Below are 15601 nucleotides of genomic sequence, written 5' to 3' on the forward strand. Positions count from 1 at the left end.
ACTCCGGTCGGATTATGCTCTAAGCGTCTTGACGCGATCGGGCAACCTCACACCTCAAGGGTTTTGGAGCCGATGATGCGCAAGGGGGTTTGCCAGGTCGGCCCATATCGCTCGGAGAGAAAGCCATCAACCGATGCCGGAGCTGCAAAGCTTTCGCCATAGAGCTCGATCGAGCCGAAAGGCAAAACGACATGGGCGGGAACGTCGCGTATCTTCAGTTCCTGCATATACATCCCCACGCGCTCCGGGCCTCGCCGGATAATCGGAAATGCATCCACGAGTCGTTTGTTTTTGGGAGCCCTGATCTTCAAGAACTGGTAGCCCGTGGTAATGCCGGCATCGACGCCCTGCTTCTGCAAGGTCGCGACAATCGCCTGGAGCTCTTCTTCGACGCCCTCATCCCCGTGGGATTTCAGCGGGAAGGCCATGTCCACATCATCGTCATGCGGAATAAAGCCTTTCTCTCGCACCGCGCCGAGGAACGTTCCGTAGCATATGGCGGCTTGATATCCGATGCCGTCGAGGATCTCTTCGATCTCCTTCATTGATCGAACAAAGGATTGCGGGTCTGACAGAAGCGCGGATCCGCTCATCCCGTGGGCGCGAAACATGATCGGCATGGCGGTGCGGGTCAGGCCCGTTGCCTTATAGGCGGTATTGACGGTCTCTTCGACGAAGCGGGTGCAGGCTGTATCGGCAAGGAGACGATCATGATCCTTTATATGAGCTAGCTTGACCGTGTGATGTTCCGTAAGGATCGAGGCGAACATCCAGGACATGGCCGACAGCTCGACCGGCAGATTCATATCAATATTCGCGGCTTTTGGGCGTGGAAGCAACCAATCGAAAAGCAGGTATGACTGCTTCAGTGTCGAGACCAGATCTTTCGTGGCCAAAGGCTGATGGATCGCATCGAGCCCCGCAAGCGTGGCGATCCGTGCATCCGTGAGATCGCGCTCGGAAAAACTGGCGCCCTGCAACGCCTGCTCCACACGCGTTGTCAATGTCGTGGCGGTGCCTATAAACTCAAGCAGGGCCCGGGAGCTGCCATTTCTGCTGGCGACAGGAAGCCGGTAGCAGTGAGACACGAATGCTTCGATATGCTGCTTGAATCGGGCGATTTGGTCGTTGAAGCGTGTCGCTGAAAGATTATCGTAGGTCCAGGCGATACCGTCTTTGTCCATGAGCTCGACAATCAGGCCGTAAGCACGTCCGCACCAGACGCCGAGGCGATTACCGACCGTAATTTCATCGATCTGGACCGGCTTGGAGAACGTGACTTCCCACCAGGGGCACAGCTCACTTGCGGTATGGATCGGGTTTCCCGTCAAAAGTCGCTCCGGATCATGCGAGGACGCGTGTCGCGACGACATGCGGGCCTCCTCTACGAACGGCACGACGTCCTCAGGGCCGACGAGCGACAAGGATTCCAGATTGAGGATGCCGGTCCCCAACAGCTGCAAGCGGAGCTTCTTGCACGTGCGCATCGGAAAAAGGCGGAGGGGGGCCAATCCGAAGTGAACTAACCCTGGCATGCCCGCCAAGGCTAAGCGCTCTCTTGTTTGCCGCGAAACTTCAAACATCGTGCCGGCTCCCTTAGACCGTATGGCGGGAAAACACTTCTGCCTTAATCTGCGTGGTCGATATGTGAGGTGTTCTCGGCAAGTAAACAACTCGGCAAATGTCAGAGCAGAAATCAAACTTCCCGTGCCAATCGTCCCCCATGATCAGGGTTGACGCGTTATATTTCTTGATATAATCGCGCTTCTCTTCAAGACTTTCTTCCCGGAAAACAAAGTCGACGCACCGTAAACTTGAAACAATTTTCATGCGCTCGTCTTCAGAATATATAGGTGCGGCGTTCTTTTTTGAGAGATTGAGCGCGTCGCTCGACACACCCACCACCAGATAGTCGCAGAGGGCCTTCGACCGCTCGAGGATCTTGATATGACCGATATGGAGCAGATCGAACGTTCCAAAAGTGATGCCGACATTCATGTTGGCCGCCTCTTTACCGGAAAAGGGTGCTGACAATAAGCGAGGGGTTTCCCATCGCCTCACTGATGACGCTGAAGAAGCGCGATTGCGCACCTTGACGTTCCAAGAGATTAACGAAGGCTCCGGCGGAGTGCAGCCCCTCGGCAAGACTTGCGTTGTGCAGTCTGTTAACAGCGATATTCCGCCCCAGGCGATAGTTCCGTGACCGATCCGATGAGCAGGTCAGGATGATGTCGCTCAGGGCACCAATCTTGGAGATTGTGTCGCTGTCGCCGCCAAGCATCGTAATGATCCTGGAGAGTTCGGCGACACCCCGCGCGATATACGTGGCGCGAAAATTCTCGCCGAGGTTCAAGCCATCAGCGATACCGGCGCCGACTGCCAGGATATTCTTCGCAACGCCAACGACTTCCATGCCGCGGACATCCGTTGCAAGCTCCAGATGCAGCTTGGCTGTTTCAAGCCGATCGATGAGCTCTTTGCCGATCGCCGGATTGGTGCAGGCGAGCGTCAGGAAGACCGGGCTATCCTCCATCATTTCATGCGCGAAGCTGGCCCCCGCCAAAACCGCTATGGCATCCGAGCCGGTCGTGGACTGAATGACTTGGCTGACGAACTGCGTCGCGTGCGGATCGAGCCCCTTGGCACAGGAAACAATCACCCCCTGCGGCCTCTTGTCTGCGTAGAGAGCGGACAGGGCCGGCCCCACCGCAAAGCTCGGCAAAGCGAGGACGACAATGTCGAAATCGTCCATCGGCACGTCCATAGCGTCAGTGAAGGAACGCGTTATATAAGACGGGAATGACCGAGGACTACGCGTGCATACACTAATGGACAGATCGCTGCGGGACGACAGAGCATTGGCAATGGCCTGACCGAATGTGCCAAACCCAATCAGCAGCAATTTTGTCCGAGCCAGCATTTTTTATCTCTCTGACACGCCATTGTCATATAGCGCACCTATATTGGATGGTTATCAATATTTCACTGCCGCAGCAATAGGCGCTAAACCGCCGCTTTGGCTAATTGTGCGCCTGTTAAAACAGGGCATCAGCTGGGCGTGGGCGCGTAAATTTTTCAATTTTCCCTGTATTGTCCGATGCTTATACTGCAAAGCTCAAGGATGCGTGTGTCATATCCAAAGGGTATCCACCGGGCGAGGCACCGCCATCGGGTTGGATTTATATCGGCCAGATGCTGATGTTTCACTGATCCATAGCGATCGTGCGGAATTCAGCTTTCACCCAACAGAGATTGACGGTCTCGCCCGGTGCGCGCAGCATCCGTGCACCCTGAGCAACGGGCCCCAAGGTTATTCTTTCCTGCGTGTATTTAGGAAATAACGTTCGGATACTATTACGGTATTTTAGCGTCTGAGTAAGATTTGACGGCGATTATCTTGCCGATTTCATCGCTTCGGAACGCCTCTCCCGCGAAAGGAGAAGGCGGCTTTTCCTGGACAAGCCGCGTCATCGGCGCCGCCTGCGGTCTACCCCTATGTCGCTGGCGGCTTCCAGGCATGACAACCAGAGCCGCGTCGGAACTCACCGGGGCGATGGGCGGCGCCGACCGGCCGGGATCGATCAGATCGCGATCCGTCCCGGCGGCTCATTCAGCTCATGAGACGCAAAAGCCCCCGTTGTGCCGGGGCTTCCTGTTTCTGTCACCGATCATCGTGATCCCGCGACGGCAGGCCTTCCTACCAGCAACGCCAACGGTTACAGCGGTAATAGGGATAGTAGCGCGGGGTCGAGGCGGCACCGATGACCGCGCCGCCGATGACGCCTGCAGCCGCGCCCAGCGCGACCGCGTTGGCGGCATCCTGCGACTGCTGCCTGTTCCGGCTGTAGTTCACGTTGGCGCAACGTTCGAATGCACGGGTGCCCGGACGCAGGCCCGCCTCCTCGCAGGTGAATTCTGCATCCATCATCGAATCCTGGGCCGACTGGCAACCAGCCACGGCAAGGGCCAAAAAGGCCGCAGTCACTGCAATCCGCATGAACACCCCACATCGTATCGGACGGTACTTTCTTAATTATGAGTTAGGCGGGGAGGGTCAACCCAAAAAGAAGTTCGAATTCCGCGATAGTGTCGTTAACGGTTGATGAGCGTGACGGTTACGCCCGCGCGCGGCGTTCCCGGCTGGCGGTGTAGAGGCCGCTCGCCATGATCACGAGCGCACCGATGATTGCCCATTGATCCGGCATGTGGTGGAAGGCGAAATAGCCGATAAGCCCCGACCAGAGAAGTTGCATGTAGGCGAGCGGGGCGAGCGTCGAGACGCGCGCGACGTGGAAGGCGCCGATGACGAGGAAATGCGCCGCGACGGTGGATCCGCCGGCAATCGCAAGCCAGCCGAGTTCCGCAAGGGACGGCTGGACCCAGCCGATGGGCAGGAGCAGGGTCGTCAGCAGGAAGCCCAGGCCGGATGCGTAGATGAGCGCGGTGAGCGCACCGTCCCGGCCGCTCGTCATGCGCGTCGCGATGAGTGCCATGGCCCAGAAGGTTGCGCTGCCAAGCGGTAGCAAGGCGGCCATGCCGAGCTGGCCGGATCCCGGCTGGACGACGATGAGCACGCCCATGAAGCCGACGACGATCGCCGCCCAGCGGCGCCAGCCGACTTTTTCCCCAAGGATCGGAATGGCAAGCGCGGTCACGAGCAGGGGCGAAACGAAGGAGATGGCGGTCGCTTCGGCGATCGGCAGATAGCTCATGGCGGTCACGAAGAGCACCGTCGAGCCCGTGATGCCGACGCCGCGTGCCAGCTGGATAGGAAGGCAGCGCGAGCGAAATGCGGACCAGTCACGCCGCAGGACCGTGATCCCCAGGACGATGAAGGCGAAAACGCCGAAGCGCATCCAGGAAATCTGGAACGGAGGCAGGGTTTCCGTGAGATATTTCGACGCGCCGTCCCCGACGGAAAACAGCATCAAGGCGAGAGAAAACAGGAGGATTCCGCGAAGGGGATTGTCCGCCCTTGGCGCCGATTTCGGGGAAGGAGCTGGTTCAATCCCGGGCGACGCTGCGGGGCGGGCATTTTCGGCGGGCGCGGGAAGCGTCGACACGTCGATCGTCTCTTTTCTGTTGCTTACCCCCTGCATAGCATGCGGCCGGGGGGATAACAGGGGGCTTGACGCATCGCACCGTTGCCCATGCCGCAGGTCTCCACCCCCTCACGATCGGAAGCCCCACGTTCTGCAGCCCCCACACGGCAGCCTCCACACTGCAGCCCCTTGCCGTCGAGGCCAGGATCGCCGGTCCCACATATTTCGCGGCACAAATCTGGTGGTGCAAATCTTGCTTCGCGAGAGATGCCTTTGAACGGGCTGAACGCTGCCGTCGCTGGGAGGCGGGCGGGCGACAGCTGCGCGCGCAAAAGAAGGGGCGAGATCGTTCAGGCTGCAAGGATGAAGGCATCAGCTGAAACACTATTTGTGGCGTTTCGCGCAGAATGTCACTTGTAAAAACGCGAGACTCACGCCCTACTATGAACTGTCGTCAACTATTGAAAGGAGGTGATCTGGTGTCTCATTGTCGCCATCTACGGTCGTCAGTGTCGGTCAGCTGGATCTTCGCCTCTGGCGGAGTTTGCACCGCGTAAGCGATGTCTGCTGCTCCGATCAGGCCGTGGTCTGACAATGGAAGGGCTGTCCTTCGGGGCAGCCCTTCTTATTGCTGCTTATGGGCGGAGTGACGGTGCAGAAACGCCTGTCCGCGCCGGCTCTTTACGCTGGCGTTTTCCCGCACGCCGCTTTCCGCCGAGGCCCGGGATGCCGCTAGGCCCAAACGATGTTGTTTCGTTGCGGCGCAGCCCGTAGCCCGTCACCGTCAGCATCCCGGCTTGACGCGCGCCCTGCGGTGGTCATTTATCCCCGGCTTATGGATGCTTCTTCCCCCCTTGTGATCTATGTCGATGCCGATGCCTGTCCGGTCAAGGACGAGGTGTACAAGGTCGCGCAGCGGCGCGGCGTCCGTGTTGTCGTCGTCGCAAACAGCTTCATCGCCGTGCCCAGGGAGCCATGGATCGAGCGTATCATCGTCGGCGCGGGGCTCGATGTGGCCGACGACTGGATCGCCGCGCGGGCCGGCCCGCTGAGCGTCGTGGTGACGGCGGATGTGCCGCTCGCCAGCCGATGCGTGAAGGCCGGCGCTGCCGTGATCTCCCCAACGGGACGCGCCTTCACCGAGGCATCGATCGGCATGGCGCTTGCCACGCGTGATCTCATGACGGATCTGCGCGCGGCCGGTGCGATCACCAGCGGGCCGAAGCCATTCTCGGCGCGGGATCGCTCCAGCTTTCTGTCCGCGCTCGACCTCGCCCTCGTGAGGCTCCAGCGGCCGCGGTAAGCGCGGTCCACCCGTCGCCGCCGTTACGTGGGGACGGAGAGGTTTTGCGATTTCTTTTGGGTTGCCCCGCGGCCTATGCCGCGCGACCATGCCCCGACCGGCGACAGGGTGTCTGCGACCGCGGGTCGATCTGCTCGTCACTTTTCAAGTGGAGCAAGTCCTGATCAGAGGGACTTGCCTGGGGATGTTTTCGCATGCGTATTCTCATTCTTGGCGCGGCTGGCATGGTTGGTCGCAAGCTGACGGCACAGCTTGTGACCGACGGGCATCTCGGCAACAAGCCGATCGATACGCTGACCCTCGTCGATGTGGTCGAACCTGAACTGCCCGAAGGCTTTTCCGGCAAGGGCGCGGCCATGGCCCTCGACATCGCGGGGCCGGGGATGGTCGAGACGCTGATCGCGCAGCGCCCCGATGTCGTGTTTCATCTCGCGGCGATCGTCTCAGGCGAGGCCGAGACTGATTTCGACAAGGGCTACCGCATCAATCTCGATGGAACGCGTGCGCTGTTCGACGCGATCCGGCTGGAGGGTCGCGATGGCTCCTATTACCCGCGGGTGGTGTTCACATCATCGATCGCCGTGTTCGGCGCCCCGTTCCCGGAGGTCATTCCGGATGATTTTCTGACGGCGCCGCTGACGAGCTACGGGACGCAGAAGGCCATCGGTGAGCTCCTGCTCGCGGACTATTCCCGACGCGGCTTTTTCGACGGCATCGGTATCCGCCTGCCAACGATCTGCATCCGCCCCGGCCGGCCGAACAAGGCGGCGTCCGGCTTCTTCTCCAACATCCTCCGCGAGCCGCTGGTGGGGCAGGAGGCTATTCTCCCGGTTTCGGAGGATGTCACCCACTGGCATGCGAGCCCGCGCGCGGCCGTCGGCTTTCTCATCCACGCCGCGACGATGGATCTCGCCGCACTCGGTTGGCGCCGCAATGTCACCATGCCGGGTCTTGCCGCCACCGTGGGCGAGCAGATCGAGGCGTTGCGCCGCGTGGCCGGCGACAAGGCCGTCAAGCTGATCCGGCGCGAGCCCGATCCGTTGATCCGCAAGATGGTGGCCGGCTGGCCGACGGCCTTCGATGCCCGCCGGGCGGCCGCGCTCGGTTTCACGGCCGAGACCACCTTCGACGAGATCATCCGGATCCATGTCGAGGACGAGCTCGACGGGCGGATCTGAAGGGGGATCCCAAGGCCGATATTTGGCAGGCTGTTCAGCCCTGGCCCGCTCCGCCCGGCGGTGCGTCAAGCGACGTATATTATTGACAGAAAGGGGAGCGATAATGTAATCTTTATACCATTGGTCATTCTAGTATATTTCAATATCTGAATTTATGCATTGAGCCATTGTTTTATATTTGATGTCGTTTTCATGTTTAATAATGAAGACGCGTCATTTTTTTGATGTGATTGTGAAATGCTGAAACGTAAGCGCCCACAGTTCGTGAATACGAACCTAAACCTGAAACTCGATTTTGGCCATCGTCATAAAGAGGCGAAGGGTCAGTTTGAAGCCGATGACGTAAACATGGTCCATGGCTCGAACAGTGCCAGTCTGGAAGGCTTGGTACGGTTCCGTGCGCTTCTGCCGATGCAGCTGATATATCAGACGGGCTGGTTCCACAAGCGTGGCCTTGGCTCCGGTGAACGGGGTTATGTATTCGAGGCGCTTTTTCAGAAGCCGACTGGCCAGCCCTGGTTTCCTCGGCGCGAGGATTATGAGTGGCAAAGGAATGGTGACGGCCGTTGGAGTATTTCCGTTTTCCCCGTCATGCGCGATAGCGCGGGATATATTGCAACGGGCGTTAGCCTCAGTTATGCAGATCGATATTCTGAATCTATTCACTATGCAGAAATTGGATCTTCTAAGGAAGCAGATATTTTCCCAATACTATACGGTGTTCGGTTGATGGAAGATGATTTAATACGTCTTGCGGAGCATCCGGTGAGCAAGGCAGCTATTTCTATTCAGGATATGATGGCCATATACGTTCCGGATGGCAAGCGCGAAGTTGTCAGGGCCAAGTTGGAAGATTGGGGGTTGACCCGTCTCAGCAGGGTCGTGAAAGTTGGAAAATGCTTCACCCCCGATCGGGATTAACGGGCTCGCGGGCCAGCGCCTGCTCCCGCAGGAAGATGAACAGGCCGGCCCCGATGATGATCGCCGCGCCGACCAGCATGTGCGGCGTCGGCGTGTCGTTGAAGAACACATAGCCGAAAACGATGGCCCAGATGATGAAGGTGTACTGGTAGGGCACCACGACCGAGGCCGGTGCCAGTTTCAAGGCCCGGTTGACGCAGAGGCTCGCGATCATGGAGACGATACCGAGCAAACCCAGCAGGCCGAAATCGATCGCGCTCGGCGTGACCCAGCCGATGGGGGCCAGGACGGCGCCGACAAGAAGGGGAGCGATGACCTGGGCCGAGACCAGCAGGGTCTCCGAGGTGCCGCGAAGCTGACGGGTCGTGATCATCAGGAATGCGAAGCCCATGCTGCCGCAGAAGGCGACGAAATCGGCGAGGCCGAATGCCCCCGCGGTCGGATCGAGGGCAATGACGACACCGCTGAAGCCGAATGCGACGGCGAGCCATCGTCGCCAACCCACATGCTCGCCGAGCAGCAAGGCGGAGAGGGCGGTGACATAGATCGGCCCGGCAAGATAATAGGTCATGACGCTGGCGAGCGGCAGATAGCCGACGGCCCAGTAGAAACAGGCGACATCGAAGATCACAGCGATGCCGCGCAGGATCTGCAGGCCGGGTCGCTGCACGCCCCGGATGCCGGACAATCCTTCGCGCCACAGGAACGGCATGAGCAGCAATAATGCCGCGAAGCCGCGGATCAGCATGACCTGCGGCACCGTATAGGTCGCGACCAGCCACTTGCCCATGACGTCGTTCAGCGAATATGAAAAAATGCCGAGCAACATCAGACCGATACCCGCGATCACCGCGCCTTTGGCGGCAGGCCCCTCGACGAGGGGGCGACGGCTGGGGAGGGTCGTGGGATCTGAGGCGGACATGAGAGCTGCTTTATACGACGGACTGTGGCTATTTTCTGCCTGGATCGCATAGCTGATAAGCAGAGTGCCCGGTAGGTGGGCAAAGGCATTCCGACCCTGCATGGCGTTCAATGCAGCGAGCGATGCATGCCGCGTTGACCTGGATGGGGATTTGTCGGACATTTTTCGGAAAAGCGACGGCGTGGATGCTGGCCACGGCACATCTCAGGGGAGCGGCATGAGCAAGCGATCGGCGGTGTCGGGCCACGCCCCGCGTTACAGGCATACCGAGGTCGCCGTTGCCATCGGCCGGCAGATCGTGGGTGGCGCGTGGGCGCCCGGCCAGGCCCTGCCGCCGGAGGATGCGCTGTCGCGGGAGCTTGGGGTGTCGCGTTCCTCCCTGCGCGAGGCGATCAAGATTCTCGCCGGCAAGGGCCTGGTGAAATCCTCCCCGCGCCGCGGCACCGTGGTCCGCGCCCAGGATCAGTGGAACCTCTTCGATGCCGACGTGCTGTCCTGGCGCAGCGAGGGACAACTGAGCGCCGACTTCGTGCGCGAGCTTTTCGAATTGCGCCGGATGATCGAGCCCGATGCGGCGGCGCTGGCCGCGGAGCGGGCCATCCCCGCGAGACTTAACGCCCTGGAGACGGCGATGGCGGCCCTTGCCGCCGCCGATACTCACTCAACGCATTCGATCGAGGCCGATCTTGCGTTCCATAGGGCCGTGCTGGCAGCGTCAGGCAACCAGCTACTCGCGGCGCTCGCACCCGTGATCGAGGCCTCCCTGACCCTCGCTTTCCGTGTTACGCGCGCGACGCCGGACGAACTCGACCATGTCATTCCCATGCATGGCGCGGTCGTCGATGCCATTATCAGCGGCGATGCCGCTGCGGCGCGGGCGGCCATGCGGGGGCTGCTCGCGCGATCGGAGCACGATGCTCTGGCGGTCGCCCGGCCTGGCACGGCGGCGCGCCAGCGGGCCGCAGGCTGTGCGCTTTCGCAAAATTCCGTGCCGAGGAAGGAGGAGGCCGCGTCGTCCGCTGCCGCGCAGGATCCCGCTCTCGGCACATGACATGCCTTTCATCAAGGCCCAAAGGTGCGGCTCTGAGCGGCAGGTCGGCGGCCGGCACCAAGGTATCGTCTTCACGCGAACTGGCTTCCGCTTCGCGCGGCAATGCCCCGGTCGCCTATCATCCATAGGCATCCGGTCTCTTGGCGGCGGGAGGCCCTGGCGATAGTCCAGGTCACGGATTTCACAGGGTGGGCTCGATGTTCTGTTCTCGTCTCACGTCCTCCCGGAAAAAGTCGGGCGGTGTCGCAATCCGCGGGGTTTGCAACGCAGGGTCGACGCCGTTCGAAAGGCGCCGCAGAACGGCCCTGCGTATTGTTGCGGCGTCGCCGCACACACCTGCTACGGTCCAGGTGGGCAGCAGAGATCCGGCATAGCGATATGCTCCGCTCACGCGAAGGCAGTTTTTGACAATATCGACGCAATTATATTCGTAATAAAGCGGCCCGAATGGCAATGATTTTATCTGGTGTATACGCTTATCAAGCGTATATCGTCGCATTCCATCCCCGGCCAATTCTTTGTATATCCAATTATAAGCGTCTCTTTCGCTGATTCCGATATTGAAATTCAGGTCCTCGTTCGAGGGAATGCAGATCCGATAGACCGGCGTTCCGAAGGGCCCCTTCCGAAACGCGTTGAAGACGGGTGATCGCCCTTTGCGGATCCAAGAGATATAGGTCGCGTCATGTCCAAGGCCGGCCAGTGCAATCGCGGCGTGTCCGCCGCCGAGCCGGAGCTCCACAGCTCCGCCCTGCGCCATTCCATAAACGATAAGCATGGAATTCGCTTTCCTAAGAATATTTTCAGGCGCTTATAATAATATATAGCTCAGAGATTATGGTGCTATATATGATCGCTTCTCAAGAAATTCGCAATTCTTGTCTTTATCGATATTTTCCATATATATGTCTTTTCGCGAAAAGAAGAATTCTATTATTTGCAGCTACCTTATAGCGGTGTATCTGGCGATTTCGCGGCAAGCGGAATGCGGTTTGAGGCGGCACGCGCCTTGATTGTTGCGATCGATGCTGATGCGCTGGGTCTGTCTGGTCGCCCGCAAGCCGTCGCGGCGCGGGGCATGCGACCTGGAGCAAGTCCGTCTGTTGCGGACTTGCTCCGGATCGTCCGTGAAGCTCAACAGCTACGGTTACGGCAGCGTATAGGCCGTCTTCACCGTGGTGTAGAACTCGGCGGCATAGCGGCCCTGCTCGCGCGGACCGTAGCTCGAGCCCTTCCGACCGCCGAACGGCACATGGTAGTCGACGCCGGCCGTCGGCAGATTGACCATCACCATGCCGGCCTCGGCGTTGCGCTTGAAATGCGACGCATATTTCAGGCTGGTGGTGACGATGCCCGACGACAGGCCGAACTGGGTGTCGTTGGCGAGCGCCAGGGCCTCATCATAATTCTTGGCCCGCGACACGGTTGCGACCGGCCCGAAGATCTCCTCCCGGGAAATGCGCGTTGAGGGATCGACGTCGGTGAACAGAGCCGGCGCCATGTAGAAGCCGGGCGTCTCGCGGTTCAGGAGTTCGCCGCCATAGACCAGCTTCGCCCCTTCGTCCTTGCCGAGCTTGACGTAGGAGAGGTTCTGGTCGAGCTGGGACTGGTCGACCACGGGGCCGATTTGGGTGCCGGCCTTGAGCGCGTCGTCGATCACCAGACCCTTGAGGCGTTCGGTGACCGCATCGACGAATTTATCATGGATGCCGTCGGTCACGATGAAGCGCGACGAGGCGGTGCAACGCTGGCCGGTGGAGAAGAAGGCGCCGTTGACGGCAACCTCGACGGCGGTCTTGAGGTCGGCGTCGTCGAGCACGACGAGGGGGTTCTTGCCGCCCATCTCGAGCTGGAACTTCTTCATGGTCTCGACGCAGGTCGCCGCCACCTGGCGGCCGGTGGCGACCGAGCCGGTGAAGGTGATGGCGTCCACGCCGCGGCTCTTCAGAAGCGCGTTGCCGACGACCGAACCGCGGCCCATGACGAGATTGAAGACGCCCGCCGGAATGCCGGCGCGCACGATGATCTCGGCGAGGGCGTGGGCGCAGCCGGGAACGAGATCGGCGGGCTTGAAGACGACCGTATTGCCATAGGCGAGCGCCGGGGCGATCTTCCAGGCCGGGATGGCGATGGGGAAGTTCCACGGCGCGATGATGCCGACGACGCCGACGGGCTCGCGGGTGATTTCGATGTCGATGCCCGGCCGCACCGATGCGACCTTCTCGCCGGCGATGCGCAGGGTTTCCTGGGCGAAGAACAGAAAGATCTGGCCGGCGCGGGCGGCCTCGCCGATGCCTTCCGGCAGGGTCTTGCCTTCCTCGCGCGACAGGAGCCGGCCGAGCTCGTCCTTGCGGGCGAGGATCTCGTCGCCGACCTTTTTCAGGATGTCGTGGCGCTCCTGCGGCGTGGTGCGCGACCAGGCCGGCAGCGCGGCGCGGGCAGCGGCGATGGCGCGGTCCGCGTCGGCTGCGCTCGCACGCACGAACTGCCCGACGACGTCACCGGTGTTGGAGGGATTGATGTCAGGGGCAGCCTCGCTGCCGTCAACCCATTCGCCGGCAATATAGTTCTTGGAGTGGTCAGTCATCGCTTCCTCCGGTTGCACTGCGACGCGGGCAGGGGCCCGGCCGCAATTTCATACGCCTTTTCGCCGCCGTGGGGCGTGACCCGTTCCCACCGTGACGCGCGAAATCATCAGTTATGTTAGCGCTCACTCTCCGGCGTCTGGCAACGAGCGCGTCCATCTTGCTCTAAAGCATCCAGCGCCGGCATGGAAAGAGCTTTCCACCGCGCGCGGCCCTATGGTGGGCAATCACAGGGTCACGTCAGCCCGACGCCACGGTCAGCCCGACGCCACGGCAACAGATCCTTGATCGAGCGAGGTGGGGCGGTTGCCGGCCTTGCCCCGCTTGTCCGTCTTGCGGATTGTATCTCCCCGGCCGTCGTCGCCTGCAGGACCCTGTGTCTCGACAAGTTCGGCGCGGCGGCGTGGCAGGGCGCGCGGATATTCCGCCTGCAGAAAGGCGAGGAGCTTTTCACGCACCTCGCAGCGCAGGTCCCACGCCCGCGGCGACGTGCGCGCGCTCATCAAGGCACGCAGCTTGATAGAGGAGGGCGAGCGATTTACGTTGGCTGATAGGGCAGCCTAACATCCGCGTGCCACCATCCGCAAATCCGGGGCGATGCGCTGTTCGGAAGTCGCGGCCCCTTGCCGTTCCGGCGGGCGGTCGCTAGATACGAGGCGCATTCCCGAAAGTCTGATCCGTCGCCGGCGCGCGCGGGGTGGAGCTCGTTGTTCATGTCTGCCAAGCAGTTCGTTTACCATATGCGTGGTCTGTCGAAGACCTATCCCGGCGGCAAGAAGGTGCTCGACAACGTGCACCTGTCCTTCTACCCCGGTGCCAAGATCGGCGTGCTCGGCATCAACGGCTCGGGTAAGTCGACGCTGCTCAAGATCATGGCCGGCCAGGACAAGGAGTTCGTCGGCGAGGCCTGGGCAGCGGATGGCGTGCGCGTCGGCTATTTGCCGCAGGAGCCGCAGCTCGACACCACGAAGAGCGTGCGCGACAACGTCATGGAAGGCGTGGCCGAGAAGAAGGCGATCATCGATCGCTACAACGACCTCGCCATGAATTACTCGGACGAGACGGCCGACGAGATGACGGCTTTGCAGGACGAGATCGAGGCGAAGGGCCTGTGGGATCTCGACAGCCGTGTCGACCAGGCGATGGACGCCTTGCGCTGTCCCCCCGACGATGCCGATGTGGCGAAGCTCTCGGGCGGTGAAAAGCGCCGCGTAGCGCTCTGCAAGCTCCTCCTGTGGGAGCCGGACCTGTTGCTGCTCGACGAGCCGACCAACCATCTCGACGCCGAGACGGTGGCCTGGCTCGAGGGCTATCTGCGCAACTACACGGGCGCGATCCTGATCGTCACCCACGATCGCTACTTCCTCGACAATGTCACCGGCTGGATCCTCGAGCTCGATCGCGGCCGTGGCATCCCCTATGAGGGCAACTACTCCTCCTGGCTGGAGCAGAAGCAGAAGCGCCTCACGCAGGAGGGCCGCGAGGACGAAGCGCGGCAGCGCACCCTCCAGCGCGAGCAGGAGTGGATGGGCGCTTCGCCACGCGCGCGCCAGGCCAAGAACAAGGCGCGTATCCAGCGCTACGAGGAGCTGGTGCAGAAGGCCAATGACAAGTCGCCGACGTCAGCCCAGATCGTCATTCCGATCGCCGAGCGGCTCGGCAATAATGTGGTCGATTTCGACGGGCTGTCGAAGGGCTTCGGCGACCAGCTCCTGATCGACGACCTGTCCTTCAAGCTGCCGCCGGGTGGCATCGTCGGCGTCATCGGCCCGAACGGCGCCGGCAAGACGACGCTGTTCCGCATGATCACCGGCCAGGAAAAGCCGGACGGCGGTGCCATCACCGTCGGTGAATCGGTGAAGCTCGGCTATGTCGACCAGTCGCGCGATGCCCTCGACGACAAGAAGACCGTCTGGGAGGAAATTTCCGGCGGTAACGAGATCATCTATCTCGGCAAGCGCGAGATCAATTCCCGCGCCTATTGCGGCGCCTTCAACTTCAAGGGCGGCGACCAGCAGAAGAAGGTCGGCATGCTCTCCGGCGGTGAGCGCAACCGCGTCCATCTCGCCAAGATGCTGAAGTCCGGCGCCAATGTGCTGCTGCTCGACGAACCGACCAACGATCTCGACGTCGACACCCTGCGGGCCCTGGAAGAAGCGCTCGAGGACTATGCCGGCTGCGCCGTTATCATCAGCCACGATCGCATGTTCCTCGACCGCATCGCGACGCATATGTTGGCCTTCGAAGGCGACAGCCATGTCGAGTGGTTCGAGGGCAACTTCCAGGACTACGAGGACGACAAGAAGCGCCGCCTCGGCATCGATTCCACGATCCCGAAGCGCATCCAGTACAAGAAGTTCGGGCGCTGATCGGCGGGCGCCGTAGCGCTCTATGCAACCCCCACCCCTAACCCCTCCCCCACGGATCTTGGGCTTGTCCAAGATCCGCAGGCATCTGCCCAAGTCGCGCAAGCCCGACTTGCGTTGGGGAGGGGCGACGGCAGCGTTGGAGATTGCAAAGTTAAGCGCAGCCTGTCGGAAGGCGGATGAAGTCGTTCCTTTATCCAGAAATCTCGACAGGAGACGCGCCCCTCCCCCTT

At 61.0% G+C, this 15601-nt stretch carries 14 protein-coding genes; 5 read left to right on the forward strand and 9 right to left on the reverse strand.

The genetic code is table 11. The features are described 5' to 3' along the window. Window positions 1-47: 47 nt before the first annotated feature. From C7450_RS21735 to C7450_RS21755, 5 genes are all read right to left on the reverse strand, one after another. Window positions 48-1583, reverse strand: a complete 1536-nt coding sequence (locus tag C7450_RS21735) for a LicD family protein (RefSeq protein WP_110376546.1) — start codon at window positions 1581-1583, stop codon at window positions 48-50. Window positions 1584-1596: 13 nt separating this feature from the next. Beyond that, entirely contained in the window at window positions 1597-1998 is a 402-nt protein-coding gene (locus tag C7450_RS21740) for an FAD synthase family protein (RefSeq protein WP_110376547.1), read from the reverse strand. Between the two features lie 13 nt (window positions 1999-2011). Further along, window positions 2012-2920: an NAD(P)H-dependent glycerol-3-phosphate dehydrogenase gene (locus C7450_RS21745; RefSeq protein WP_110376548.1), complete on the reverse strand. Its 909-nt coding sequence runs from the start codon at window positions 2918-2920 to the stop codon at window positions 2012-2014. Between the two features lie 777 nt (window positions 2921-3697). Continuing rightward, window positions 3698-3925 (reverse strand): hypothetical protein, encoded by a 228-nt coding sequence (locus C7450_RS21750; protein WP_245450038.1) that lies wholly within the window; start codon window positions 3923-3925, stop codon window positions 3698-3700. Window positions 3926-4115: 190 nt separating this feature from the next. Next, a complete protein-coding gene (locus C7450_RS21755; protein WP_170147360.1) occupies window positions 4116-5063 on the reverse strand; it encodes a DMT family transporter in 948 nt (315 codons plus the stop codon). 814 nt (window positions 5064-5877) lie between these two features. On the opposite strand from C7450_RS21755, the gene C7450_RS21760 reads away from it, so the two are divergent. The 3 genes from C7450_RS21760 to C7450_RS33650 all read left to right on the forward strand — a co-directional run bounded on the left by C7450_RS21760 (window position 5878) and on the right by C7450_RS33650 (window position 8444). Further along, window positions 5878-6345, forward strand: a complete 468-nt coding sequence (locus tag C7450_RS21760) for a YaiI/YqxD family protein (protein WP_110376551.1) — start codon at window positions 5878-5880, stop codon at window positions 6343-6345. A 194-nt stretch (window positions 6346-6539) separates the two neighbouring features. Beyond that, window positions 6540-7523 carry a D-erythronate dehydrogenase gene (denD, locus tag C7450_RS21765; protein WP_110376552.1) on the forward strand — a complete coding sequence of 328 codons (984 nt, stop codon included), beginning with the start codon at window positions 6540-6542 and terminating at the stop codon, window positions 7521-7523. Between the two features lie 237 nt (window positions 7524-7760). Continuing rightward, a complete protein-coding gene (locus tag C7450_RS33650) occupies window positions 7761-8444 on the forward strand; it encodes a hypothetical protein (protein WP_146227441.1) in 684 nt (227 codons plus the stop codon). Here C7450_RS33650 and C7450_RS21780 read toward each other — a convergent pair. Next, complete coding sequence (locus tag C7450_RS21780) at window positions 8425-9366, reverse strand: DMT family transporter (protein WP_110376555.1); 942 nt, start codon at window positions 9364-9366, stop codon at window positions 8425-8427. The two genes, C7450_RS33650 and C7450_RS21780, sit on opposite strands and share 20 nt — an antisense overlap. A 217-nt stretch (window positions 9367-9583) precedes the next feature. On the opposite strand from C7450_RS21780, the gene C7450_RS21785 reads away from it, so the two are divergent. Continuing rightward, entirely contained in the window at window positions 9584-10417 is an 834-nt protein-coding gene (locus C7450_RS21785; RefSeq protein WP_170147361.1) for a FadR/GntR family transcriptional regulator, read from the forward strand. A 181-nt stretch (window positions 10418-10598) separates the two neighbouring features. On the opposite strand, the gene C7450_RS21790 is transcribed toward C7450_RS21785, so the two are convergent. From C7450_RS21790 to C7450_RS35185, 3 genes are all read right to left on the reverse strand, one after another. Further along, window positions 10599-11195: a hypothetical protein gene (locus C7450_RS21790; RefSeq protein ID WP_110376557.1), complete on the reverse strand. Its 597-nt coding sequence runs from the start codon at window positions 11193-11195 to the stop codon at window positions 10599-10601. A 369-nt stretch (window positions 11196-11564) separates the two neighbouring features. Then, window positions 11565-13004, reverse strand: coding sequence for an aldehyde dehydrogenase family protein (locus C7450_RS21795; protein WP_110376558.1), 1440 nt, complete (start codon window positions 13002-13004; stop codon window positions 11565-11567). Window positions 13005-13259: 255 nt separating this feature from the next. Next, complete coding sequence (locus C7450_RS35185) at window positions 13260-13505, reverse strand: hypothetical protein (protein ID WP_425351252.1); 246 nt, start codon at window positions 13503-13505, stop codon at window positions 13260-13262. A 210-nt stretch (window positions 13506-13715) separates the two neighbouring features. Between C7450_RS35185 and ettA the strand changes: the two genes are divergently transcribed. Then, the gene (ettA, locus tag C7450_RS21805) at window positions 13716-15371 is read left to right on the forward strand and encodes an energy-dependent translational throttle protein EttA (protein ID WP_110376559.1); all 1656 of its coding nucleotides are present in this window, start codon (window positions 13716-13718) and stop codon (window positions 15369-15371) included. Window positions 15372-15601 lie beyond the last annotated feature (230 nt).

Source organism: Chelatococcus asaccharovorans, from assembly GCF_003201475.1.
Taxonomy (GTDB): Bacteria; Pseudomonadota; Alphaproteobacteria; order Rhizobiales; family Beijerinckiaceae; genus Chelatococcus; species Chelatococcus asaccharovorans.